The sequence below is a fragment of the Paenibacillus mesotrionivorans genome, from assembly GCF_046098205.1.
Classification (GTDB): domain Bacteria; phylum Bacillota; class Bacilli; order Paenibacillales; family NBRC-103111; genus Paenibacillus_AR; species Paenibacillus_AR mesotrionivorans.
In genome coordinates, this window is record NZ_JBJURJ010000005.1 from 284,889 (window position 1) to 307,602 (window position 22,714).

Consider the following 22,714-nt stretch of genomic DNA (forward strand, 5'->3'; position numbering starts at 1 on the left):
TAGTGCAGCGGGCAAACCCCAAATAAGCCCATTACCGCCCGAAGCTGCAGATGGGATCGGCACGCTCCCAATGCCTCGTCCCCCCGATGAAACACAGCCAAAGCCTTTTCCCTCCTGCTGCTGAACCCCTGGCCCCAGGTTGCCGTTTCCGCCCCATGCTCCGCAAAAAAGAAGGCATCCTCCCCCTAGGAAGATGCCTTCTTTTTTAGCTGCGCTTCATTATAAACTTCCGCAGCAGCCTTTACCGTTGGCCCGAAGCAGCAGCTGCAGCAGCCGCTTCGGCTCCCCTATCCTTGTACTGCAGCTCATACAGCTTGTAATAATACCCCTGCTTCGCCAGCAGCTCGAAGTGGTTGCCCTTCTCCCGAACCTTGCCCTTATGCATGACAATAATTTGGTCCGCATGCTGGATGGTGGACAGCCGGTGGGCAACGATCAGTGTGGTGCGCCCCTTCGAGATGGTGTACAGCGCATCCTGCACCGCCAGCTCCGTCTCCGTATCAATATTGGAGGTCGCTTCGTCCAGAATCAGAATCTGCGGCCGGAAAGCGATTGACCTGGCGAAGGACAACAGCTGGCGCTCACCCAGGGAGAGGGTAACCCCCCGTTCACCCAGCATGGTGCCATACCCTTGAGGCAGCCTGGAGATCCATTCGTCCATATTCACCATGGCGGCTGCTTCCCGGACCTGCCGGTCGGTAATGCTCTCATTATTCAGCCGGATATTATGGGCAATATCCCCGGTGAACAGGAACACATCCTGCTGCACCACGCTGATAGTCCGGCGCAGATCCGCCACGGGAATCTCCCGGATATCCACACCATCCAGCTTGATTGACCCCTTCTGGATGTCGTAGAAGCGGTTGATCAGTTGGATAATCGAACTTTTGCCCGCTCCGGTAGCACCCACGAAGGCTACGGTTTGGCCAGGGGCAATGGTGAAGCTCACATCCTTCAGCACCCACTCCTCGCCGGTATAGGCAAACCACACATTTTCGAACCGGATTTCCCCGTGCACTGCCGCGGGCAGCGGCTGCGGCTTCTCCGCATCCACAATGGCCGGCTCCTCGTTCAGCATATCCACAATCCGTTCGGCGCCAACCATGGCCGTCTGGATCTGATTATACTTTTCCGCAAGACTCTGCAGGGGCTGGAAGAACTGCCGGATGTAATGAGTGAAGGCGTAAACCACACCGAAGGTAATGCCGCCCTCCAGTACCTTGGCCCCGCCATACCAGAGCAGAAGCGCGATGGAGACATTGCCCAGGAACCCGATCACCGGCTGGAAAATAGAGTTGACCACCGTCCCCTTCATACCCGCCCGGTAATAAGCGGTATTGAGACCGTCAAACTGCTCCCGCTGCCGGTCCTCCCGGATAAACAGCTGGGTGATGCGGATGCCGGAGAGGTTCTCGGCCAGGAAGGAATTCAGCCGGGACAGGATCAACCGGCTCTGCCGTTGGGCCTCCCGGACCAGCCTCCGGTAATAGAAGGTGATGACCGCCAGAAACGGCAGCACCGCAAAGGCAATCAGCGACAGCTTCACAGACAGCTGCAGCATAATGGCCAGGATGCCGACAATGACGATCACGTCTTTGACGAGATTCACCAGCACCTGGGAGTACAGCTGGTTCAGCGACTCCGTATCTTGGGTAACCCGCACCACCAAACGCCCCACCGGATTCCGGTCAAAAAAGGACATGGACATCCGTGACAGATGGTTAAACAGCTGCTGCCGGATGTTGAAGATAATGTGCTGCCCGGTGTACTGGAGCTGGTTGCTCTGCCAATAATTCAGCAGCGCGCCTCCTGCTACCACCACAAGAAACAAAACCCCCAGCTTCAGGAAGCCGCTGTAATCTCCCGCCCGGAAATCCTTCAGGGCTCCGCTGGTCAGCACTTCGGCCTCGTACGTCCCCCGGTCGGTCACCAGCTTGGCGCCTTCCGTCCCGGCAGCGGCAGCGGTCTCCAGCTTGCCGGCATTTTCCTCCTCGGTCAGCCAGCCGCGGACCAGAAGCGAGGAGCCCGACGCATCCACAATCTGCGCCTTTTCCACACCGCCCTCCGCCTGTTGGGCTGCCGCGGCCTCCGAACCGGCGTTGATCCGCACGTAGATGCGGTCTCCGCTTTCAATAATATCTCCCCACCGGGACAGCTCCTCCCGCGCATCGGGTGCATTGGCGCTGGCGGCCAGCATGGGTTTGGATAATCCGCCGATATGGTCGTCAATGGCAATCTTCAGCAGATAAGGCCGGGCTAAATCCGCCACTACAATCAGAAAAGCAAGGAACAAACAAAACAAAAGCGATTTCCAATACGGCAGGGCGTACGCGGCCATCCGCTTTAGCAGCTGGCTGTCCTTGATGCCAACCTTCTCTTTTTCCTGATGAATGCTGCTCACAGCGCCAATCCCCCCTTGAGCTTCATACCCGGCTTCTGCTGCTCTACGCATTCCTCCGCCGGCAACCCCTCTGCGGCTTCATCCAGCTGCTGCTTGCGGTACAGATCGGCATAGATGCCGTTTTTGGCAAGCAGGCTTTCGTGGCTGCCCCGCTCGGCAATCACACCCTCCTCCAGCACAATAATCTGGTCGGCGTGACGGACCGACGAAATCCGGTGCCCGATAATAATGGTGGTCCGGTCATTCATCACCGAATGGAGACCCTCCAGAATCAGATCCTCCGTCACCGTATCCACCGCAGACAAACTGTCATCAAAGATCAGAATGGAAGGTTTCTTGATCACCGCCCGGGCAATGCTGACCCGCTGGCGCTGGCCGCCGGACAGGGAAACACCCCGTTCTCCCAGAGTGGTTTCGAACTGTTCGGGAAACTCGATAATATTGTCGTACACCTGCGCCAGCCGAGCCGCCTCCAGCACATCCTCCTCGGAATGGGGACAAGGGTCGAAGGCGATATTCTCCCTGATGGTGGACGAAAACAGGAACGGATCCTGGGGAACGATCCCCACCTGGCCACGAAGGGTTTTTAAGGGAATTTCATGGATATCATGCCCGTCGATAAAAACCGTTCCTTTGGGCGGATTATACATACGGACCAGAAGATGAACCAGTGTGCTTTTGCCGCTGCCTACCCGCCCTACAATAGCAAGGCTGGTTCCTTTGGGAACAGACAGGCTGATGTTCCGGAGAGCTGGCTCAGGCGCTTCGGGATAAAAGAAGGTCAAATTCTTGATATCCACCCGGCCGTCCAGCTGCTCGATGCTCTCCACCGCCTCCGTGTCATCCACCACATCCGGCTCCGTCATGAAGATCGCCAGCAGCCGATCCTCCGAGGCTCTGCCGCGCTGGAGTTGATTGACTACCTTGCCCAGGTTCTCCACAGGGCCCATCAGCAAAGACAAGTACGTATTAAAGGCAACGAAGCTGCCCAGGGTAATCGTGCCGTTCAAAACCAACACGCCCCCAAAGACGACAGAGATAAGGAAGCTCAACCCCACCACCCCGGAGCTTAAGGCACCGAACAGAGAGTTGGACCGGGCGAACTGCCGGTTTTTCTCCACCGCATCCTGATTGTCACGGGTAAAAAAGTCCACCTCCGCCTTCTCCTGCACATACGCCTTCACCACCCGGATGCCTGCCACAAATTCCTGTACCCGGCTGGTGAGTGTGGCCACCGCCTCCTGCACCTCTGTGGATTGCCGCTGAATCCGCTTGTTAAAGGTATAAGCAAGAACACTGAGCATGGGCAGGGGCAGCATCGTAAACAAGGTCAGCCACGGGTCAACCGTGATCACCATGGCCGTCACCGTAGCCGTAATCAGCACCGCGGCTTCCATCACCATGAATGCACCGCCCATGGTCACCTCTCGGATCACCCCCACGTCGCTGATGGCATGGGACATCAGGTCCCCGATCCGCTGGTTATTGAAGTACTGGGCCGACAGACGCTCCCAATGGGCGAACAACTTGCTGCGGACCTCCATCTCCAGCACCCGGGCCAACCGGAATATGTACGTTCTGCTAACAGAACGAAAAAAAGCGACTCCGAAGCCTGCCGCCATAACCAGCAGCGCATACCGGACCGCTTGGTGGTAGGTAAGCTCGTGACCCTTCAGCTTGTCTGTGAATTGTCCCATGTATTCGGGAATCAAAAGCTGCAGCAAACAAGAAATGGACAATAATGCAAAACCAAAAAAATAGGGTCTTCGTTTATTGACAAAGTATTCTCGAAAAATAGTGGCCTTTTGCACGGAAATTCCTCCTGTCAGCGGGGTCATGTATTAGGTTACACTGAAAACCCGACCCAAGACCATGGATTTCCTTGCCTGAAAACATGGACAATCGCGCTATTTCTGTCACACAGTTAAGAACGTACCCACACAACTTTAAGAGTTCAAAGTCATAACTTTTTTTATTTGTGTGGCAACAAGCTGCTTTTTACTAGGCAAATATTCCTTATAACACCAGGTCTTTTCCACTTGCTGAGGCAGCTGCACTAACCACATCTCTTTGGCCCGTTCTCTTAAGATTAGAAGGTCTTCAATGTGCAAAATACCCGCAGCGCCAAAATGGCTGCGGGTACACCGGCTTGCCTGTCTGCTACAGCTTCACATGCTGACCGGCGGGAATCTTCACTGCACTGCCCTCGGCAGTGATCCAGAAATCCGTTGCTGTCGGGTTGTATACCCGGGTTTGGTCCACCGAGAACCGCAGGCTCTTCAGAGCCTTGACGTAGTCCAGCACCTCAATATTGGTGGCATACCAGAGCTCCGGGCGATTGCCGATCATGGCGCAGAACTTCTCCATATCCTCCCAGTTATTATTGTTTTCGAATTCAAAACTGTGTCCCCACAGGTAAAACAGCTGTATCCGGGAATGACGCGACGTAAGCTCGATAAATTCCTGCCCGTTGGCCAGCAGGTAGATCGGAATCATTCCGGGGCTGAACAGCATGGCAAAGGTGATAAAGAGCGTGATGGGCTTCCGACCCAAAAGCCGTTTTTTGGAAAGCGAATATGCCCCCATGGTTGTAAAGGCCAAATCCACCACCGTACCCACCACTGTATAGAACAACGTATTGGCGTAGGCAATCCAAATCCCCTCGTAATGGATAACCTTTTTATAGAATTCCTGATTCAGTCCTGAAGGCCATAGCCATACCTTCCCCTGCGAAACTATACAGGGTGGCAAAAGCAAGCAGCGATAAAAACAAATAGTTGAATACGTTAAATATCTATTCCCAGTTGGATAACTTATTCATGTGCCCCACCTACCATAACGAAGTCTCCAAAACCTTCTGCGATACCTTGACGCCGTGTAAATGAACATTATCCCGGATCCCATGGACGAAAACCTTTAAAAAGTAAGGCAACCAATCCACCTGGACTGGCTGCCTATTCGTGTTTTCACCATCTTCTCCTAATTCACTCTAAGGAAACAGCTTCTTCACTGAACGGGTCGACGGTAACAACAATTCGCCCATAACTAGTCATAGGCGGCAGCCCGTTGTTTGTCACAGAAAGCACAATATGAATGGTCTGGGGAGTATCCACCTGCGGTGCCGTGAACATCACCTGCTGCTCGCAGCCGCTCTCCAGAACCAGAGTGCCGCGGTAGGAGCCAGGCTCCTGGTACACGGCCCAACTGTAGCTGAGTCCGTTGCCATCCGGGTCTATAGAGCCAGCTGCGCTTATCATCACCCTTTCACCGGGACTCACCGTGCGCCGCAAAGGTCCACTCACCGAGACGACAGGCTCATGGTTCGCCTCTTCCGGGGACTTGACACACCAATCCATCCTCGCTTGGAAGGAACGCTGGTAAGCCGGCCGCCACCGGTATACGCTTGCCCATAATGCCGAATCCGAATGCTCCTCTACCAGATTCTCTACTGCATCGAAATAATGGCAGGGTGAGCCATTCGGGGCTGTCTGGAAGCGTCCTCCCCAGCCGCCGTATTCTGGATGCTCTGAATCACCCAGTCCATTCGGGATAAGGTACAGAAAGGTCGGCGTATCCCCCTCCTTGATCCCGTGTACCTTGCTTCCATATACATCGCCACCTTGATAGATCGGATACGCCTCTCCAAGTGGACCGTGCTGCTTGGTAATATTACCCTCCAACCATTCTGCCGTAACCAGGGAAACATCGCCTCCCTTATACATTCCCCGATAGTTTCGGTAACTTGTAATATAGAACAAATCCGGGTGCTGCTCTCGAATCCACGCGCCGATGCCGTATTGATCTGAAATGGAGTAGATGCGCAGCTTTGACACTATCCTCGCCAGCTGTTCCGGGTTGTTTCGGTTTCCAGCTCTCCATAAAGCCTGCGCCAGGTCAGTTGTGCCGCCCCAGACGAGAATCCATAGCGGCCTCTGGTCATCCTTCTGCGCCGCGGCAATAATCCACTCCGATGCCTCCGTATCATGGCCTTCTCCGACAAACTCTCGGCCGTCATGCGGGTTGCCTGCCTTCACCACACGCAGCAGCTCCTCCTTGCGGGGAAATGCCGGATCATGAAGCGATAGATTGCCATGCACTTGGCCATAGTGCTCCAATATTTCACGGATGTACTCCGGCTTCCGGCCATTCCAGTGATTCGTATGGGTAGCGATAAGCCCCTCGATATCAAATTCATTCGCATACATCAGGAAACGCACAAGTGATTGGCCGTCATCCGGTTCTTTGAAGCCCCCTGTCACGCTGCTGATGTCCGTCAGTACGATAACACGTGATTTTACCTTATCCATGAATGGCATTTTTTCACCACCCTATCATTAGAAATGTGTTGCTCTGTCCATCATCATTTTCAGATCCTGCATGGGGGACATCCATACTTTTCTTGGAACAGCCGGATAAAATGGGGTGCCGCAAACCAGTGGTTCATTTCTTTCGATCCCGACAGGCTTGCCAGTACGTACTTAGAGTAAACAAATTGTGGAAGAATAGCAACGATCAACGTGAACACATTAAAACCCCAAAGTCGGTTCGAAAATTTTTCTTCGCCAAGTATCTATTTCATCGAAAAAATGGTTCATTTTTAGGGTACAGGGCAATGCTAGAAGGGTTCAAATCCACCTATTTGTTTACATGATTTTCGCCATACTGCTGCAACCACTCTCACCATTCAGACTGTGTATGCCATATACGTTCATGTGATCCCACCCATGCCCTCGGAAGCAGTTGGAGTAATAAGCGGCTCCTTCTTAAATGTTTTTCCTTGTTCTAATTGGAAGTTAACAATTTTATCATAATACCCACACAAATTTGTGACTTCTGCCGATTTATTTTGAATGGTTATTTGTTACACTAGAACATATCAAGAATTATTCTAATGGAGGTTATGCCAGTTCATGGATACCGGAACACATCTTGTCTTCGGTCTTGGCCTTGCCGGTCTGGCCCATATTGATCCTGTCGTCGCCCAAAACTCCACTGTCGCATTCGCCGTTTTGTTGGGAACCGTACTCGGGCAGCAGGCTCCTGACCTGGACACCCTGTTTCGTTTGAAGGGAAATGCCATATACATCCGCCAGCACCGCGGAACGTCCCATTCGATTCCGGTGCTGCTCCTATGGGCCCTGCTGATCACCGCCGCCATCGGCTTGGTTATTCCAGGCCTGCCGCTCCTGCATGTGGGGTTGTGGACGCTGTTAGCCGTTGTGGTCCATGTGGCCACCGATTTGTTCAACACGTATGGAACCCAAGCCGTCAAACCGTTCTCACGAAAATGGATATCGTGGAACATCATCCATATTTTTGATCCGTTTATCTTCGTCTCCCATCTGACCGCCATTTTCCTGTGGGCCTTCAAGCTGGCGGAGCCGCAAACCATATTTCCCGTTTTGTACAGTCTCATTATCCTGTATTACATCTGGAGGACCCTGCACCACTTCTTCCTCGAGCGAAGTCTGCACATCAAAGACAAGGATTATATGCCCGGAGACCGCTACTATCTCATTCCGACCATCAACTTGTACGCTTGGAATGTGATGAAGCAGCATGCGGACGGCTCTTACACCATCGGCGAATTGAAGCAAAAACGTCTGATCTGGCTGGATACGGCTCAATGCGCCTGCCACCCTGCCGTGGATGCCTCCAAGTCCCATCCGGATGTGGCCGCCTTCCTGTATTTTTCGTCCTTTGCCTGTGCCGAGCTGAAGGAGCATGAATGGGGCTATGAGGTCCGTTGGGCCGATGTCCGGTACCGCCACCGCAAGCAGTATCCCTTTGTAGCCGCGGTGCTGCTTGACCGGGATATGAACCCCATTGATTCCTATGTGGGCTGGCTTTCCGAATCCCGGCTGTACAAGAAGCTGCGTCTGGATACCCCCTGATTTCATTCAAATAAACCCGGAACCTGCGAGCGTAAGCTGTTCGCCGGTCCGGGTTTTTTGCTTCCTTTTTATAAATTTATGTTATAATCATTCTAATAAACAAAGCAAAAGCAGCTCCCCACTAAAGGAGAGCTGCCCGCTTATTTCGGTTAAGCATCTTCAAAGCGCTTTGCGCTTAATTAAAACTTACCTGCAAGAGATTGCTCAGCGATTTGTACCAAACGACGGGTGATGTGGCCGCCGATTGCGCCAGTATCGCGCGTAGCCATGAATCCATAGTAACCGTCTTGAGGAATTTGGATGCCCAACTCTTGGGCTACCTCATATTTCAGCTGATCCAAAGCTTGGCTTGCTTGAGGAACCACCAGAGTGTTGCTGTTGCGAGATTGTCCAGTACCCATTGCGTAAGCACTCCTTTCAATCTGGTTATCTTAGTTGGATTAGCAAGCTCTCTTTCAAGCTTGCAAACTTATTATGGCAGCGTTAGCCGGACAATATTCATGAAAGCTCAACATTTTTTTAGGGCGTGTCCTGATAACTCCAAGCGGGTTATCGGACACGCCCTGGGATGGGGAAACTCCCGGCACTACGGTTCATCACGCTTTCAATACGAGGGGGAGAAGAGATGCCGCGGTGGATGGCTCTGTTGTTCGCGAGTATCGGAATCTTACTTCTGGTGGGTGTCAGCTTCTTTATCAGTCTGCGCAATCCGTGGGGGGTTGTCCTATGCGGTGTGGCGGCTTTCCTGTGGATCGGCTTCGGCTTCGGGATGAAGGCGAAGATGAGACGGAAGCAGGAGGCGCTGGGCAGGCAATCTTAAAGACATCTTAGCCCGGACAGTCCTAGCCTGAACACTTCAGCACTACCAAAAGACCCGTTGAAGCCTTGAGGGCTCCAGCGGGTCTTTTTGATTTATTGCACATATCCTTTAAGGAAGCAGGAAGCCCATCTTCTCCTTGACCGCATTGACCATCGGTGCTGCTTTGGCTGACGCCTTCTCTGCACCGGAGCGGAGAATGGCAGGAATCTCGCCGCTTTCCCGGATGGCCTTGTAGCGCTCCTGCATAGGCGCCAGCGCCGCTACTACCACATCGGCCAAATCCTTCTTGAAGGCGCCATACCCCTGGCTCTCATAACGTGCTTCCACGTCCTTCAGCGTGAGACCCGAGCATTGGGTGTAAATGCTCATCAGGTTGGAAACCTCAGGCTTTTCCGCCGGATCAAACCGCACCTCGCGGCCGGAGTCCGTAACCGCACGGGAAAGCTTCTTGCGGATTTCATCCGGAGTATCCAGGAGGGCAATATAACTGCCCGGGTTGGGATTGCTCTTGCTCATCTTTTTTGAAGCATCGTCCAAGGACATAATCCGTGCCCCTACCTGGGGAATGTACGGATCCGGCACCATGAAGGTTTGTCCATACCGTTGGTTAAACCGTTGGGCCAAATCCCGGGTCAGCTCCAGATGCTGCTTCTGGTCCTCGCCTACCGGCACCAGATCGGCATTGTACAGAAGAATGTCCGCCGCCATAAGGGACGGATACACGAACAACCCCGCTCCTACCGAATCCTTGCCTGCCGCCTTGTCCTTAAACTGGGTCATCCGCTCCAGCTCGCCCATATAGGTCAGGGTGGTCATCAGCCACCCCAGCTCGGCATGCTCCTTCACATGCGACTGCATGAAGATGGCCGCCTTATTCGGATCAATGCCGGCTGCCACATACAGCGCCACGATCATTTCCGTCTGTTCACGGAGCGCCGCGGGATCCTGGGGAACGGTAACGGCATGGAGATCCACGCCCATAAAGAAGCAATTATAATCCTCCTGCAGCGCCACGTAGTTCTTAATGGCCCCGATGTAATTGCCGATGGTCAGCTTGCCGCTGGGTTGAATGCCGGAAAGCACAGTTTTCATGGGAATTGCCCCTCCTCATATTCACTTGAATAACGCTTTTTTTCAACACAAAAAGGCCTGCCGCCGCAAGGGACGAAAGACCGTGGTGCCACCCTCATTCGTTTGCCCGGGCCGTACGGCCGGATACAAACCTTTGAACGTTCCGCTAACGGGGAACAGCCGGCTGGGGCTCTCCCGGCTTGCGGGAGAAGCAGTCTGCTCAAGGACCCATTCGTCTGGCGCGCTCCACCGGTTTCCAGCAACCACCGGCTCTCTGAAGAAGCGAAATCCGACTACTTTTTCCTCTCATCGCATCCAGTATGCGTATGCCTCTGAATGAACCCTATTTTATACTGTGCCGCCGCATAAAGTCAATCACCGCCTGCATAGGCTTAAACAAGCCCTTAAGCCTGTCTCAAGGAGGTAACCTGCCATGCAAGCCGCATTTCTGCGCTGGGCACCACCGGCCATGGGCCTGGGCAGCTGCATTCTGTTAATTCTGATTGCGGCCACCAGACCACTGCCTGACTGGTCAATCCTGCTGCCGGTCTTAACCGGTCCCTTCGGCACCATTTTTCTCGGCATCATCCTCGACGCCCTGCCTTTTATGCTGATGGGGGTGATTCTTTCCTCCATCCTTCATCTGGCCGTGTCCGAGCATGTGATTCGCCGGCTGATCCCGAAGAATCCCATTCTCGGCATTGTGTTCGCCTGTTCCCTCGGACTCCTGTTTCCCGTATGCGAATGCGGCATGGTGCCCATTGTCCGCCGGCTGATGAATAAGGGGATGCCCGTCTATATGGCAGCTGTGTTTTTGCTGGCGGGTCCGGTGTTGAATCCCGTCGCGTTTGCCTCTACCCTCATGGCCTTCGGTTCCATACCCGAAATGGCTTATGCCCGGATGGGGCTTGCCTTTGCTGTTGCAGCCTTCACGGGGCTTTGTTTGTACCGCTATGCCGTGCGTTCTCCCCTCCGCCATTCTCTGGCCGGGCAGCGCGGGGAGCATGTCCATACCCACAGAAGCTTTTTGGAGGGAATACTGCGGCACGGGTCCGATGAATTTTTTGAGATGGGCAAATATCTGATCCTGGGGGCCGGGGCCACGGCTCTGATGCAAATCTTGGTCAGCCCCTCCAGCCTGTCCTCCATCGGCCACAGCGGGATGACCGCCCATCTTTTTATGGCGGGGCTGGCGTATGCCCTGTCCCTTTGTTCCTCGTCCGATGCCTTTGTAGCTGCCTCCTTTGTGCCCGCCTTTTCCAAAAGCTCGCTGCTGACCTTTCTGGTGTTAGGCCCCATGATCGATTTCAAAGGCACCCTGATGCTCCTCTCCGTGTTTAAGGTACGCTTCGTGCTGATCCTGTCGCTGATTGCCGGAGCCGCCATTATCGGCGGTGCGGTGGGACTGGGATGGCTCATTCCCGGATTTTCATAAAGGAGGACCCATGAACAGAACCGATCTGGCCCGCGCTGTTCATTACGGCTGCCGTACGGCCATTCTGGCCGGCTTCGCCACATACATCCTGCTTCTGGTCCGCCATGGCGGTTTAGGGGAAAAGGTGGAGCCGGGAATGACCGTTATCGTGAAGCTTTCGGCTATAGGGCTGTATGCCTTGGCTGTCTGCCAGCTGTTTATGCTGGTGGAATCCGCCTGGGGAGGCTATGGCCGCCAGGAAGAGGATTGCGGCTGTGAGGAGAGTCCCCCGGCCGGTGTGGGAGCCTGGTTGAAATATGGCATCTTCCTGATACCTCTGGCCATCGGGATGCTGCAGCTGTGGAGGCTCTGAAACCGGCGGCAACCACGCAGGAACAAATTGGAAATTGATTTGCATGCATGATTTTCCCCTCCGCGACCATACTAGCATCAAACGGAGGTGATAATAATGGGTGCAGGACAAAGTCGTTCCAGCAATACACTCGTAGTGCCTCAAGCCAGCAAAGCATTGGATCAAATGAAATACGAGGTAGCGCAAGAACTGGGCATTCAAATTCCTCAAGACGGATACTACGGCTTCATGGCTACTCGTGACACAGGCGCCATCGGTGGTCATATTACCCGCAAGCTCGTGCAAATAGCCGAGCAACAACTCTCCGGCAACGCCCGCTAATCGGACTTCTGCCGCAGCAGTACAAAGAAAAGAAGGGCCGGGATCACTCCCGGTCCTTCTTTTTTTGCGGGTCACTGGTTGTGGTATGCCCCTATCAGGCACCCCAAAACCAGGTCCTTCGCCTCATGCTATCGGTTCCTTCCTAAAGTGACTCCAACGGGTGACAGATCAAACGCCTTATCTGGAGAACGGCGTAAATTCCTCACTGCCCAATTCAAGCAGCTTGGAAACGGGAATGCCCGTTTTGGCGTGCGCATCCATAACGGTGCTCTGCGGATGGCTTCTTACGTAGTCCCGCAGCTTCATGTACATCCGGTCATGAGAAGTTTGGCACTCGCTGCAATAGTCGCTTTTCCCTCTTAAGAACAATATTCCGCAATGCTTGCAGTTCGCAAGTGTCATCCCTTTTCACCCCGCTATCCCTAAATTCCGTCAAACATGAAAAACCTTGATACTACAAGGTTAGCCCATATTCAACAGGCGCGGAAGTGTGGAAAGAACTAACGGAAAGAACTACTTACCCGAAGAAACAGGGAATGAAACGAATCACTTTTCAGTAAGCTCCAAAAATTCCTCAATGTCCTTCAGGGACAACTCAATAGCCTGCAGCCAGAATTCCGGCTTGCTCAGGTCTACATTCAGATGTTTGGCTGCCAGATTCTCCACGCTCATGCTGCCGGTGTCTCGCAGGAGGTCCACATACCGCTCGCCGAACTCCTCGCCCTCTTCCTGCGCCCTGGCATAAATGCCTGAGCTGAAGAGGAACCCGAAGGTGTAGGGGAAATTGTAGAAAGGAACATCGGTAATATAGAAGTGAAGCTTGGACGCCCAAAAATGCGGGTGGTATTCCGACAGCATTCCGCAATAAGCCTCCTTCTGCGCCTCCAGCATTAGTTCGTTTAAGCGCTCCACGGATACAAGCCCGCTTTTCCGCTCTTCATAAAAGCGCGTTTCAAAGATAAACCGGGCATGGATATTCATCATAAACGCCACAGTGTTCTGGATCTTCTGCTCCAGCAGGGCAATCTTCTCTTCCTTGTCTTCCGCCAGCTTCAGCGCCGCATCACTGACGATCATCTCGGCAAAGGTCGAGGCGGTTTCGGCCACGTTCATGGCATATTCCTGGGCCAGCGCAGGCATATCGTTCATCACATGCTGGTGGTACGCATGGCCCAGTTCATGGGCAAGGGTGGAAACATTGTCCATCGTACCGCTGTAGGTCATGAAAATCCGGGTTTCCTGCTTCAACGGGAAGGACGTGCAGAAGCCTCCCGGGCGTTTGCCGGGACGGTCCTCGCCCTCAATCCAGCCTTCCTCCAGAGCGGTCCGGGCAAATTCGGCCATCTTCGGGCTGAAGCGTCCGAATTGCTCCACAATCAGCTTGGCGCCTTCATCATAGGAGATATGTTTAGCGGTTTCTCCCAGAGGTGCAGGGACATCATGCCAGGCCAACCGGTCCAGCCCGAGGATCTGCGCCTTCCGCTCCAGATAACGCTTCACCGGCTCCTTGCTGCGGGAAACGGCATCCCACATGGCGTCCAGAGTTTCCGGCTTCATCCGGCACACGGACAGAGGCTCCTTCAGAATGGAATTCCAACCGCGGTGGCGGTACAGCTGCAGCCGGAAGCCGCCGAGACGGTTCAGGGCGTCTGCGCAATAATCCGCCTTCTCCCCCCAAGCTTCCTCCCACTTGCGGAACAGCTCCGCCCGAACCTTGCGGTCACCGGTATGCAGCTTGTTAAAGGCTTGTCCGGCGGATAGCTTCAGGTCCTTGCCATCCTCCTGATGCTGGATGGAGAAGTGGCTGACAACGGTATCATACATGCTGCTCCAGCCATGATAACCGTCCACAGCCAGATCGGCAGCCAAGGCCTCCTGCTCCGGCGGAAGCTTCTCCCGCGCGGCGGTTCTCCGCTCATCCAGATTGAAGGCGATGTGATCCCATTCCGGAATCCCCTTCAGCTCGGCCCATACATCATCCTCGATCCCCTTCAGAATCCGGTCCAGCTGGGTCAGCGCCGATTGGTAAGCGGCCAGTTGGGTTTTGATGCGGCCGTCCAGCTGCAGCGCTTTTTTGTCGGAGGTGTTGGCCGCAGCCAAACAGCCTACAAAGGATTCCGATTCCCGGACGCGGAACAGAATGGTTTGCATCAGCGAGACAGCTTCCATCAGCCCCCATGCGCCATCCTTGCTGGCAGGCGGCTCTCCGCCCTTCAGCTTGCGGGCCAGCTCGGCCACCAATTGGTCGGTTTCCTCCACGAATGCGCCGAACTCGGAGGAGGCGCTGCCTCCTTCAAAAATGCGGTCCATATTCCAGACTTGCGGCAATGCCATTTTCATCGTATGTACACCTTTCCTTCGGTTAAAATAGTGTAAAGCTGCAATACCTTCATTAAACCACAATCCCGCCCTCAATGCGAAGCAGATCCTGGGTAAAAATGGGTTATACCCAACCTTTCCGCCTCATTCCAATCCGGTTGAATCCGGCGGATTCGGGTATGGTAATGGTAAGAGGGCAATACTCACGCGAATGCCGGAGCATTATGGAAAAACTTGCGGCTTTGTCACCTCTTATGCTTAAATGAAAGCAACTCTTTGTGTCTGCTGGACCGACACAGTTTAATTCTTCCAAAATGGGATGGTGAGAGAGATGCCGGATAAAAGCGCAAAAGCGACGCGCATTGCCGTAATCGGCACTGGCGCCGTAGGCTCCACAACTGCGTACACCCTGCTGTTGCATAAGCGGATGTCCGAGTTGGTGCTGATCGATGTGAACAAGGACAAAGCCCGCGGCGACGCCTTGGACATGAACCACGGCCTTCCCTTTGTGGGTAATGTGCGGGTGTGGGCAGGGGATTACGAGGACTGCCGAGAAGCCGACATCATCGTGGTAACGGCCGGAGCCGCGCAGAAGCCCGGGGAAACCCGCCAGGACCTTCTGAAGCGCAACGTGAAAATCTTCGAAAGCATAATTGAAAATGTCACGAAATACAATACAACGGGCATTCTTTTGATCGCCACCAATCCGGTGGATGTCCTTTCTTACTTCTCCTGGAAAAAATCCGGCTGGCCCGCTAACCGGGTTATCGGCTCGGGCACGCTCTTGGACAGCGCCCGCTTCCGTTATCTCATCGCCGAAGAGCTGAATATCGACCCCCGCAGCGTCCATGCCCATATTATCGGCGAGCATGGAGACTCCGAGCTTCCGGTCTGGAGCCGGGCCAATGTGGCGGGCCTCCAGGTGGATATTCCCCGTGCAAGGCAGGAGGAGATCTTCCAGAATACCCGGGATGCCGCCTACGAAATCATCAGCGCCAAAGGCGCCACCTTCTATGCCATCGCCTTGGCACTGGACCGGATTTGCGCGGCGATTCTCCGCAACGAGCAGTCCGTATTGACGGTATCCACCCTGATCTCCGGGCATTATGATCTGGAGGAGGTTTACCTGGGGGTACCTTGTATTGTGGACCACAGCGGCGTCCGGGAGATTCTTGACCTGGAGCTGAGTGCGGAGGAGCAGGAGCTTCTCCGGAAATCAGCCCGTACGTTGAAGAGCCACATCGATGAAATCTCCGTGGGGAAGGATGCGGATGCTCCGTGAAGCCCTTGCAAATATCGCCTGAAACCGCAGTAAAGCTTTCCCAAATGCTGAAGGTGCCGCTGGAGCATCTGATGCATATGCCCCAGCATATTCTATTGCAGAAGCTGGCCGAGCTGGCCAAGCAGCAGGACCAGGAGGCGGACGGCACTGCCTCCGCGGCTCCGGAACCGGAAGTGCCGCCGCAATGATTCCTTTTTCCCATACATGGCCCTACGAAACCCTCCGCCAGGATGTCTATGTGGACAGCTGCCCCTTCTGCAGCGCGGAGCGGGTCATTCTCCCCCTGAAGGTCAAGGATCTGCTGCCGATCCATGAGGGCCGCAAGCGGCTGCTGGTGTTTCCCTGCTGCCACGGCTCCTTCACTGTTGTGGATACGGACCGCGACTATTTACTGGCTGACCGAAAGCTACGGTAAAGCCGATCAACAAAAACAGCCTGCCGCCCCTTTTTGCGAAGGGATGCGTCAGGCTGTTTGTTTTATGTGTGTGTACGGCGGCGCATTACTTGCCGTTCTGCATTTCCTCTGGCAGCTCCATACGTGCGTTCAGCATATCCTCGCGGGTGACTACCCACTGCTCCCGGCTGGCCCGGATCATGGCCGAGTCCATGATGCTCTTGTCGTTGATGACCCTGGAGAACCATCTGACCGCCTCGTGGTAATTGCCCAAGCGCCTGTTCAACTCCCCGATGAGGTACATGAGACGGGCGTTGTTGATATCCTTTTCCGTTTCGTAAACCTGTATATATGAATCCAGCGCGAATTGGACGAAACGCCGTTCCTGCTCCACATCCTTCTTTTCCCGGTAGAGCCATGCAATATGGTGCAAAAGACCCGATATGAGCCTGACCTTCTCTTCCTTAATTTGTGCGCACAAAAGAGCCAGCTTGTAGGACTGCAGCGCATCCTCCCATGTACGTTCCCCGCCGTAATCCCTTACAACCCAGTTGATCCGCACCCGGTTTTCGAACTCCTCCCGCTGTGCCGGAGTCAGCTTGTCGCTGAAGCTTTCGGTGGTGGCGAAGCCGCATTGGGGACATACCCGAACCACGTAATATTCAGGATTGGTTACTTTATACAGAATGTTAAAATCCGTTTCCGTACCCGCCGATTTCTTGAAGCTTGGCCGGACTCTGGAGGTCATGAACACATGCCCGCAGCAGATGCAGGATACCTTAATTTGAAAAAGAGGACTTACACCTTCCATTCCGTTACGTTCCCCCTTGCTGACAAATTTGCAGCATTCTTGAATTACTTTTGAATATTGTACCATAATCCCGTCCAAATCGCCTCTGCCTTCGGACATGTCTTTTGTTGATCTTTCATAAACATAAAGTATCCTGTACATGCTTGGAGGCTTTGTATGCGCCGTTTCATTCCGTTGAATCCCCTGGTTGCAGCCGCTCTGTTCATTGTCCCGTTTCTGGCCATGCTGCTGGCTTACCCCAATGAGGTGATCGGCGCCTCCATGCGGGGCATCCTGATCTGGTGGGATGTGCTGTTTCCATCCCTTTTCCCGTTTCTGGTGCTGGCGGAGCTAATGCTGGGCTTCGGTATCGTTCATTTTTTCGGGTCGCTGCTGGACCCGCTGATGCGCCCCTTATTCCGGGTCCCCGGTATCGGCGGTTTTGTGATGACCATGGGTTTTGCCTCAGGTTATCCCATGACAGCCAAGCTTACGGCCAAGCTGTGGGAGGATAAGCTGATTAACCGGGAGGAGGGTGAACGCCTGGTATCCTTCGCCACCACCTCCGATCCCATTTTTCTCATTGGCGCCGTGTCCGTGGGTTTTTTCCACGATGCCCGTCTGGCGCTGGTGCTGGGTGCCGCCCATTACGGGACAGCGATTCTGCTGGGGCTCCTGATGCGGTTCCACAGCGGAGGCCGGATGTCTCCGCCTGCACAGGTCCAAGGCAAGGGACGGCTTTTAGCCCGCTCCTTCCGGGCGATGCACGAAGCACGGCTGATGGACGGACGGCCCTTCGGGATGATGCTTCAGCAGGCGATTCACGCCGCCATCCAGCTGATCTTCGTTATCGGCGGCCTGGTGGTGTTTGCCTCCACCATTCTGGAGGTGCTTACCATCGCACAGGTGCTCCGGTTTATCCAGGATACCTTCGGCAGCCTGCTGGGGCTGGCGGGTGTCCCCCGGGAGCTGTCCCAATCGCTGGTGGACGGGAGCTTCGAGGTTACCCTGGGGGCCAAAGCGGCAGGCGGTGCCTCCGCTTCCATCCCGCTGGTGTATAAGGCAGCCTGTGGCGCCTTTGTCCTGGCCTGGGCAGGCTTGTCGGTCCATGCCCAGATTATCAGCCTGCTGCATAAGACCGATCTCCGCTACGGGCCGTTTCTTCTGGCCAGGCTGGCCCACGGTCTCCTCTCCTTCGCCGCCGTTCTGTTCCTATGGAACTGGCTTAAGCCTGAGCCGGCTCCCGCCCTGGCCCGGCTTGGGTCACCCGGCGGCGTCCGCTGGCTGGAGCCCGGCCCCTTGCCTGGCTTGGTGTGGCAAACCGGCTACGCCATCGCGGGTGTGCTGCTTGTGTATCTGCTGGCCGTCCGTTTTGTAAGGCGCCGTTCCGGCTGAAGCGGCAATGATCCTCTTAAAGAAGAAATTTCCTCCACCCCTGTGGTAAAATGGAGAAAGCTTCCGTTTGACCAAACCAAAGAGAGGTGGCAATCATGACCCAATATTCCGCTCTGTTGCCCGAACGCTTATCCCGTCTGGAGGAACTCGCCTACAACTTATGGTTCAGCTGGAATGAAGAAGCTCTGGAGCTCTTCCGCTCCATTCATCCAGTGAAATGGGAGACGGTTTACCACAGCCCCGTTCGGATGCTGCTCGAAACATCTCCAGAGGATTGGGCCAGATTGGCCAGTGACGAGGCGTTTATCGACCTCTACGAAAAAGCAATCGCCTCCTGGGATGCCTATACCGGGCGTAAGGCCTGGTTCCAGGAAACCTATCCCCAGCATATTGGCCGGCACATTGCATACTTCTCCGCGGAATTCGGCTTCCATGAGTCCCTGCCTATCTATTCAGGCGGCCTGGGTGTGCTCGCCGGGGACCACTGCAAATCCGCCAGTGATTTGGGACTTCCCCTGGTGGCGGTGGGCCTTCTTTACAAACGCGGCTATTTCAACCAAAAAATCGATCACCAAGGCACGCAAATTTCCGAGCAGGTTACCTATGACTTCAACAAATTGGCGGTACGTCCGGCCATCCGGAATAACGAGGAGGTCCATGTTTTCGTGGAGCTGCCCGGCCGGGCTGTACGGCTGAAGGTTTGGGAGGTCCGGGTTGGCAACGTTCCCGTGTATCTCTTGGATGCGGATGTAGACGGCAACAGCTATGATGACCGTTCCCTCACCGCCCAGCTTTACGGGGGAAATCAGGATACCCGGATCCAGCAGGAAATCATTTTGGGTATGGGCGGGATTCTGGCCCTCCGCGCTTTGGAGCTTTATCCATATGTCTACCATATTAATGAAGGCCACGCCGCCTTCCTGTCCTTAGAACGCATCCGGGAGCATATCCGGGGCGGGTTACCCTTCTCTGCAGCATTGGAGATGGTAAGGGCCAGCACGATTTTTACCACCCATACACCGGTTCCCGCGGGACATGATGCATTCCCTGTGGGGATGTTCGAGCATTATCTGGGTGAGCTGCTTTATTCCTTAAACGCGGATCGGCAGGCCATTGTCGAGCTGGGATTGGACCGCAGCAAAAATGTGTTCAACATGACCTATCTGGCCATGAACACCGCCACTATGCGCAATGGTGTAAGCGAGCTGCACGGCGCTGTTTCCCGGGATATGTTCAAGGGTTTCCACGGCAATCTGAACGCCTCGGAAATTCCCATCGGACATGTGACCAACGGGGTTCACCTGCGCACCTGGATGGCCCGGGAGTGGAAGGAGCTCTTGGACCGTTATCTGCCGGAGAACTGGCGGACTCACCAAAGCGGCCGGGAACAATGGGCAGCCCTGGCGGATGCACCGGAGGAAACCCTGTGGGATATCCGGCAGCGCCTGAAGGAGCGTCTCATCCTGTATGCCAAAACCAACGTAGAGGAGCAGCGGCGGCGCAATGGCCAGCCCGATGACAGCGGAAGTGTCTTTTTACGCCCGGATGTGCTGACCATCGGCTTTGCCCGGCGCTTCGCCACCTACAAGCGGGCGACGCTGATCTTCCGGGACCAGGAGCGGCTGGACCGTCTGGTGAATGATCCTGAACGGCCCGTGCAGTTTATCTTCGCCGGGAAGGCTCACCCCGCGGATATTCCCGGGCAGAAGCTGCTCCGCGATATTTATCAGCTGTCCCAGACGGACCGCTTCCGCGGCAAGATTGTGCTGCTGGAGAATTACGATATGAATATGGCCCGCTACCTGGTCCAAGGGGTGGATGTATGGCTTAACAACCCCAAACGGCCTTATGAGGCCAGCGGCACCAGCGGCGAAAAAGCGGCCTTGAACGGTGTACTGAATTTCAGCGTGCTGGATGGCTGGTGGCAGGAAGGGTACGATGGGGAAAACGGCTGGTCCATCGACGCTGATAATAGGGCGGACGAGGAGACTCAGGAGAAGGAGAACCAGGAGTCGCTGTACAGCGTGCTGGAGAAGAAAATTGTGCCTCTGTACTATAACCGGGAGGAGCAGGCTGCGGTTCCAGTCCAATGGGTTAAGCGGATGGTCCATTCCATCGAAACCCTGGCGCCCCAGTACAATACGGACCGGATGGTGCAGGACTACACCAATCTGTACTACACCAAAATTATGGACCGTTCGCTGCATTTCAGCACGGATAATTACGCGGCAGCCACCCGGATGGCCGATTACAAACGGTTTATCCGCACCAAGTGGTGGGCGGTGAAAATCGTCGGCGTTGAGGATCCTTATCCGCCGGTCAGCTTTGCCGAGTCTCTGGACAAACGCCTGTTGAAAACCATCGGTGTGATCGTCCATCTGGGCGAAATCTGGTATAAGGACGTAGCGGTGGAGGCCTTGTATTGGGAGGAGCAGGCGAACGGCGCATGGGTTCCGGTGGTGGTGCCCTTCTCCCTGTTTGGGGAAGCTGTTTCCCCTGGCACCTACAAGTTCGAAGGCCGGCTCCCGGCGCATCTGCGCCACGGGCCGCACTTCCAGCTTCGGGTGCGTCCCATCAGCCCGGACTTCGCCCATGATTTCGAAATGAACGAGGTAACGATGCTGTAGACGGCGGTGCTGCTGATGTAAAGCAGGCTGAGGGTAGAACTGCTAACCACGGCCGTCTGGTGGAGCTGCTTAAACGGATGTCTCTGATGAATCATCGTCAGAGCATCCGTTTTTTTTGTGTGGGCATGGGGGGATCGCTGAAGGCGGATGGAAAGCTGACTGGTAAGCGAGTTAGTGGTGGGGATTGCTAGCACTTTCACATTCTCAGTCCGTACCGGAATGTAACGGAACTGAGCGACGCTTAGACGGCGGATTCGGGCATTTTTGAATTTTAACGGAACTCAGCGACCGTTAGCCTTCGCCAAGTTACCAATTTTGTCTCGAATCCCCTCCTAAGGCACTTTAAATTCCGTTAGCGCCTGCATCTGACCAATTTTGCCCGTTAAGAGCTGCTGAGTTCCATTACACCATCATATCGTTATGAGGCAGACGGTTAGCAAGTTCTCCAGTCACAACGGCAAACTATTGGAGGAGGTCATTTTCAACGGAACTGCATTGCTTGGCGGAGGCAAAAAGTTTATGATGAGGGTAGTTTACGGCTTTGGCCGGCGGCAAAACCCTGGCTTATGCTTACGATGCTGGTTTTCCTGGCGGTAAGTCCAAGCTTATGCTTACGATGCTGGTTTTGCCCGATAGCAAACCCAAGCCGATGCTTACGATGCTGGTTTTGCCTTGAGGCAAAGCTCTTAGGAGGTACTGTTTTGAATTACTTTGTTGTCAACCGGGGCGATGAGGAGTCATGCAAGCTCGTGAAGGAGTTTCATCTTCTGGCGGCCGCCCATGGCATGACCGAAAGCCGCTGCGAGCCAAATTTTGTGGTGTCCATCGGCGGTGACGGGACCATGCTGCAGGCATTCCACCAATTCCGCGGAAATCTGGCTACAGCCTCCTTTGTGGGAATTCATACGGGACATCTGGGTTTTTTTGCCGACTGGATGCCCGGCGAAATCAGCCAGCTGATCACCCTGATGAATGCCCCTCCCCAAGCAAGCAAGCTCCGGCTGGTCACCTATCCGCTGGTGGAAGTGGAGGTCGTCAAGGCTGCGGGGGAAGCGCATTCCTTCATGGCCCTCAATGAGTTCACCATCAAAGGAATCGACTCTACGCTGGTTGCCCAACTGAACATAAATGACGAGCCGTTCGAAACCTTCCGCGGGGACGGCATCTGCATCTCCACCCCCTGCGGCAGCACCGCCTACAACAAAAGCCTTGGCGGCGCCATCCTGCACCCTTCCCTGGAGGCCCTGCAAATCGCTGAAATTTCCTCCATCAACAACCGGGTGTACAGGACCCTGGGCTCCTCCATGATCCTGCCCAAGCATCATCATTGCGATATTTACCCGAAATCGGAGGGGCGGTTTCTGATTACTCTGGACCATCTGTCATTTCAGGAGAACCAGGTTACCTCCATCCGGTGCCAGGTGTCCAAGGAAACCATTCGCTTTGCCCGCTTCCGTCCCTTCCCCTTCTGGAGCCGGGTCCGGGAGGCCTTTATCGGGCATGATTTCAACTAGGATCGCCGAGATTCTGCAATCACAGCGGCCATAAACGGGTTTTCCTACTACTATTCGGACTGAGGAGCCGCTATTCTCCCTAAACAGCCGGTTATGGAG

General features: G+C 54.7%; 20 protein-coding genes and 1 other annotated feature. Of the genes, 11 read left to right on the plus strand and 9 right to left on the minus strand.

Going from position 1 to position 22,714, the window contains the following annotated elements; all coding sequences use genetic code 11:
* Positions 1 to 241: 241 nt before the first annotated feature.
* The 4 genes from ACI1P1_RS09505 to ACI1P1_RS09520 form a co-directional block, all read right to left on the minus strand.
* Positions 242 to 2,401, minus strand: coding sequence for an ABC transporter ATP-binding protein (locus tag ACI1P1_RS09505; protein ID WP_416216134.1), 2,160 nt, complete (start codon positions 2,399 to 2,401; stop codon positions 242 to 244).
* A complete protein-coding gene (locus ACI1P1_RS09510) occupies positions 2,398 to 4,212 on the minus strand; it encodes an ABC transporter ATP-binding protein (RefSeq protein WP_416216135.1) in 1,815 nt (604 codons plus the stop codon). The genes ACI1P1_RS09505 and ACI1P1_RS09510 overlap by 4 nt, the downstream gene beginning before the upstream one ends.
* 349 nt (positions 4,213 to 4,561) lie before the next feature.
* Entirely contained in the window at positions 4,562 to 5,152 is a 591-nt protein-coding gene (locus ACI1P1_RS09515) for an ABC transporter permease family protein (RefSeq protein WP_416216136.1), read from the minus strand.
* Between the two features lie 233 nt (positions 5,153 to 5,385).
* Positions 5,386 to 6,717, minus strand: a complete 1,332-nt coding sequence (locus tag ACI1P1_RS09520) for a DUF1593 domain-containing protein (protein WP_416216137.1) — start codon at positions 6,715 to 6,717, stop codon at positions 5,386 to 5,388.
* A 594-nt stretch (positions 6,718 to 7,311) separates the two neighbouring features.
* Here ACI1P1_RS09520 and ACI1P1_RS09525 point away from each other — a divergent pair.
* Complete coding sequence (locus tag ACI1P1_RS09525; protein WP_416216138.1) at positions 7,312 to 8,295, plus strand: metal-dependent hydrolase; 984 nt, start codon at positions 7,312 to 7,314, stop codon at positions 8,293 to 8,295.
* Between the two features lie 179 nt (positions 8,296 to 8,474).
* Here ACI1P1_RS09525 and ACI1P1_RS09530 read toward each other — a convergent pair whose 3' ends face one another.
* On the minus strand, positions 8,475 to 8,696 hold the full coding sequence (locus tag ACI1P1_RS09530; RefSeq protein ID WP_416216139.1) for a small, acid-soluble spore protein, alpha/beta type: 222 nt from the start codon (positions 8,694 to 8,696) through the stop codon (positions 8,475 to 8,477).
* A gap of 224 nt (positions 8,697 to 8,920) precedes the next feature.
* Here ACI1P1_RS09530 and ACI1P1_RS09535 point away from each other — a divergent pair, with 224 nt between their 5' ends.
* Positions 8,921 to 9,115: a DUF5325 family protein gene (locus ACI1P1_RS09535; protein WP_416216140.1), complete on the plus strand. Its 195-nt coding sequence runs from the start codon at positions 8,921 to 8,923 to the stop codon at positions 9,113 to 9,115.
* Between the two features lie 108 nt (positions 9,116 to 9,223).
* On the opposite strand, the gene trpS is transcribed toward ACI1P1_RS09535, so the two are convergent.
* The gene (gene trpS / locus ACI1P1_RS09540) at positions 9,224 to 10,207 is read right to left on the minus strand and encodes a tryptophan--tRNA ligase (protein WP_416216141.1); all 984 of its coding nucleotides are present in this window, start codon (positions 10,205 to 10,207) and stop codon (positions 9,224 to 9,226) included.
* Positions 10,208 to 10,272: 65 nt separating this feature from the next.
* Positions 10,273 to 10,505 (minus strand) — a binding site (T-box leader).
* 114 nt (positions 10,506 to 10,619) lie between these two features.
* Between trpS and ACI1P1_RS09545 the strand changes: the two genes are divergently transcribed.
* The 3 genes from ACI1P1_RS09545 to ACI1P1_RS09555 all read left to right on the plus strand — a co-directional run bounded on the left by ACI1P1_RS09545 (position 10,620) and on the right by ACI1P1_RS09555 (position 12,294).
* Positions 10,620 to 11,621 (plus strand): permease, encoded by a 1,002-nt coding sequence (locus ACI1P1_RS09545; protein ID WP_416216142.1) that lies wholly within the window; start codon positions 10,620 to 10,622, stop codon positions 11,619 to 11,621.
* A gap of 10 nt (positions 11,622 to 11,631) precedes the next feature.
* On the plus strand, positions 11,632 to 11,973 hold the full coding sequence (locus ACI1P1_RS09550; RefSeq protein WP_416216143.1) for a DUF1980 domain-containing protein: 342 nt from the start codon (positions 11,632 to 11,634) through the stop codon (positions 11,971 to 11,973).
* A 96-nt stretch (positions 11,974 to 12,069) separates the two neighbouring features.
* Positions 12,070 to 12,294 (plus strand): small, acid-soluble spore protein, alpha/beta type, encoded by a 225-nt coding sequence (locus tag ACI1P1_RS09555; protein WP_416216144.1) that lies wholly within the window; start codon positions 12,070 to 12,072, stop codon positions 12,292 to 12,294.
* Positions 12,295 to 12,471: 177 nt separating this feature from the next.
* Here the strand turns inward: ACI1P1_RS09555 and ACI1P1_RS09560 are convergent, their stop codons facing one another.
* Positions 12,472 to 12,696, minus strand: a complete 225-nt coding sequence (locus tag ACI1P1_RS09560) for a hypothetical protein (protein ID WP_416216145.1) — start codon at positions 12,694 to 12,696, stop codon at positions 12,472 to 12,474.
* A gap of 144 nt (positions 12,697 to 12,840) precedes the next feature.
* Positions 12,841 to 14,634, minus strand: coding sequence for a M3 family oligoendopeptidase (locus tag ACI1P1_RS09565; protein ID WP_416216146.1), 1,794 nt, complete (start codon positions 14,632 to 14,634; stop codon positions 12,841 to 12,843).
* Between the two features lie 310 nt (positions 14,635 to 14,944).
* On the opposite strand from ACI1P1_RS09565, the gene ACI1P1_RS09570 reads away from it, so the two are divergent.
* The 3 genes from ACI1P1_RS09570 to ACI1P1_RS09580 are packed head-to-tail and all read left to right on the plus strand — an operon-like array spanning position 14,945 to position 16,310.
* Entirely contained in the window at positions 14,945 to 15,895 is a 951-nt protein-coding gene (locus tag ACI1P1_RS09570; RefSeq protein WP_416216147.1) for an L-lactate dehydrogenase, read from the plus strand.
* A complete protein-coding gene (locus tag ACI1P1_RS09575; protein WP_416216148.1) occupies positions 15,892 to 16,083 on the plus strand; it encodes a YycC family protein in 192 nt (63 codons plus the stop codon). The genes ACI1P1_RS09570 and ACI1P1_RS09575 overlap by 4 nt, the downstream gene beginning before the upstream one ends.
* Positions 16,080 to 16,310, plus strand: coding sequence for a hypothetical protein (locus ACI1P1_RS09580; RefSeq protein ID WP_416216149.1), 231 nt, complete (start codon positions 16,080 to 16,082; stop codon positions 16,308 to 16,310). Before ACI1P1_RS09575 ends, ACI1P1_RS09580 begins: the two co-directional genes overlap by 4 nt.
* An 85-nt stretch (positions 16,311 to 16,395) precedes the next feature.
* On the opposite strand, the gene ACI1P1_RS09585 is transcribed toward ACI1P1_RS09580, so the two are convergent.
* Complete coding sequence (locus ACI1P1_RS09585) at positions 16,396 to 17,100, minus strand: DUF2225 domain-containing protein (protein ID WP_416216150.1); 705 nt, start codon at positions 17,098 to 17,100, stop codon at positions 16,396 to 16,398.
* Positions 17,101 to 17,256: 156 nt separating this feature from the next.
* Here ACI1P1_RS09585 and ylbJ point away from each other — a divergent pair, with 156 nt between their 5' ends.
* The 3 genes from ylbJ to ACI1P1_RS09600 all read left to right on the plus strand — a co-directional run bounded on the left by ylbJ (position 17,257) and on the right by ACI1P1_RS09600 (position 22,615).
* Positions 17,257 to 18,474, plus strand: coding sequence for a sporulation integral membrane protein YlbJ (gene ylbJ, locus ACI1P1_RS09590; RefSeq protein WP_416216151.1), 1,218 nt, complete (start codon positions 17,257 to 17,259; stop codon positions 18,472 to 18,474).
* Between the two features lie 95 nt (positions 18,475 to 18,569).
* Positions 18,570 to 21,101: an alpha-glucan family phosphorylase gene (gene glgP / locus ACI1P1_RS09595; protein ID WP_416216152.1), complete on the plus strand. Its 2,532-nt coding sequence runs from the start codon at positions 18,570 to 18,572 to the stop codon at positions 21,099 to 21,101.
* 701 nt (positions 21,102 to 21,802) lie between these two features.
* Entirely contained in the window at positions 21,803 to 22,615 is an 813-nt protein-coding gene (locus ACI1P1_RS09600) for an NAD kinase (protein ID WP_416216153.1), read from the plus strand.
* Positions 22,616 to 22,714: the final 99 nt, after the last annotated feature.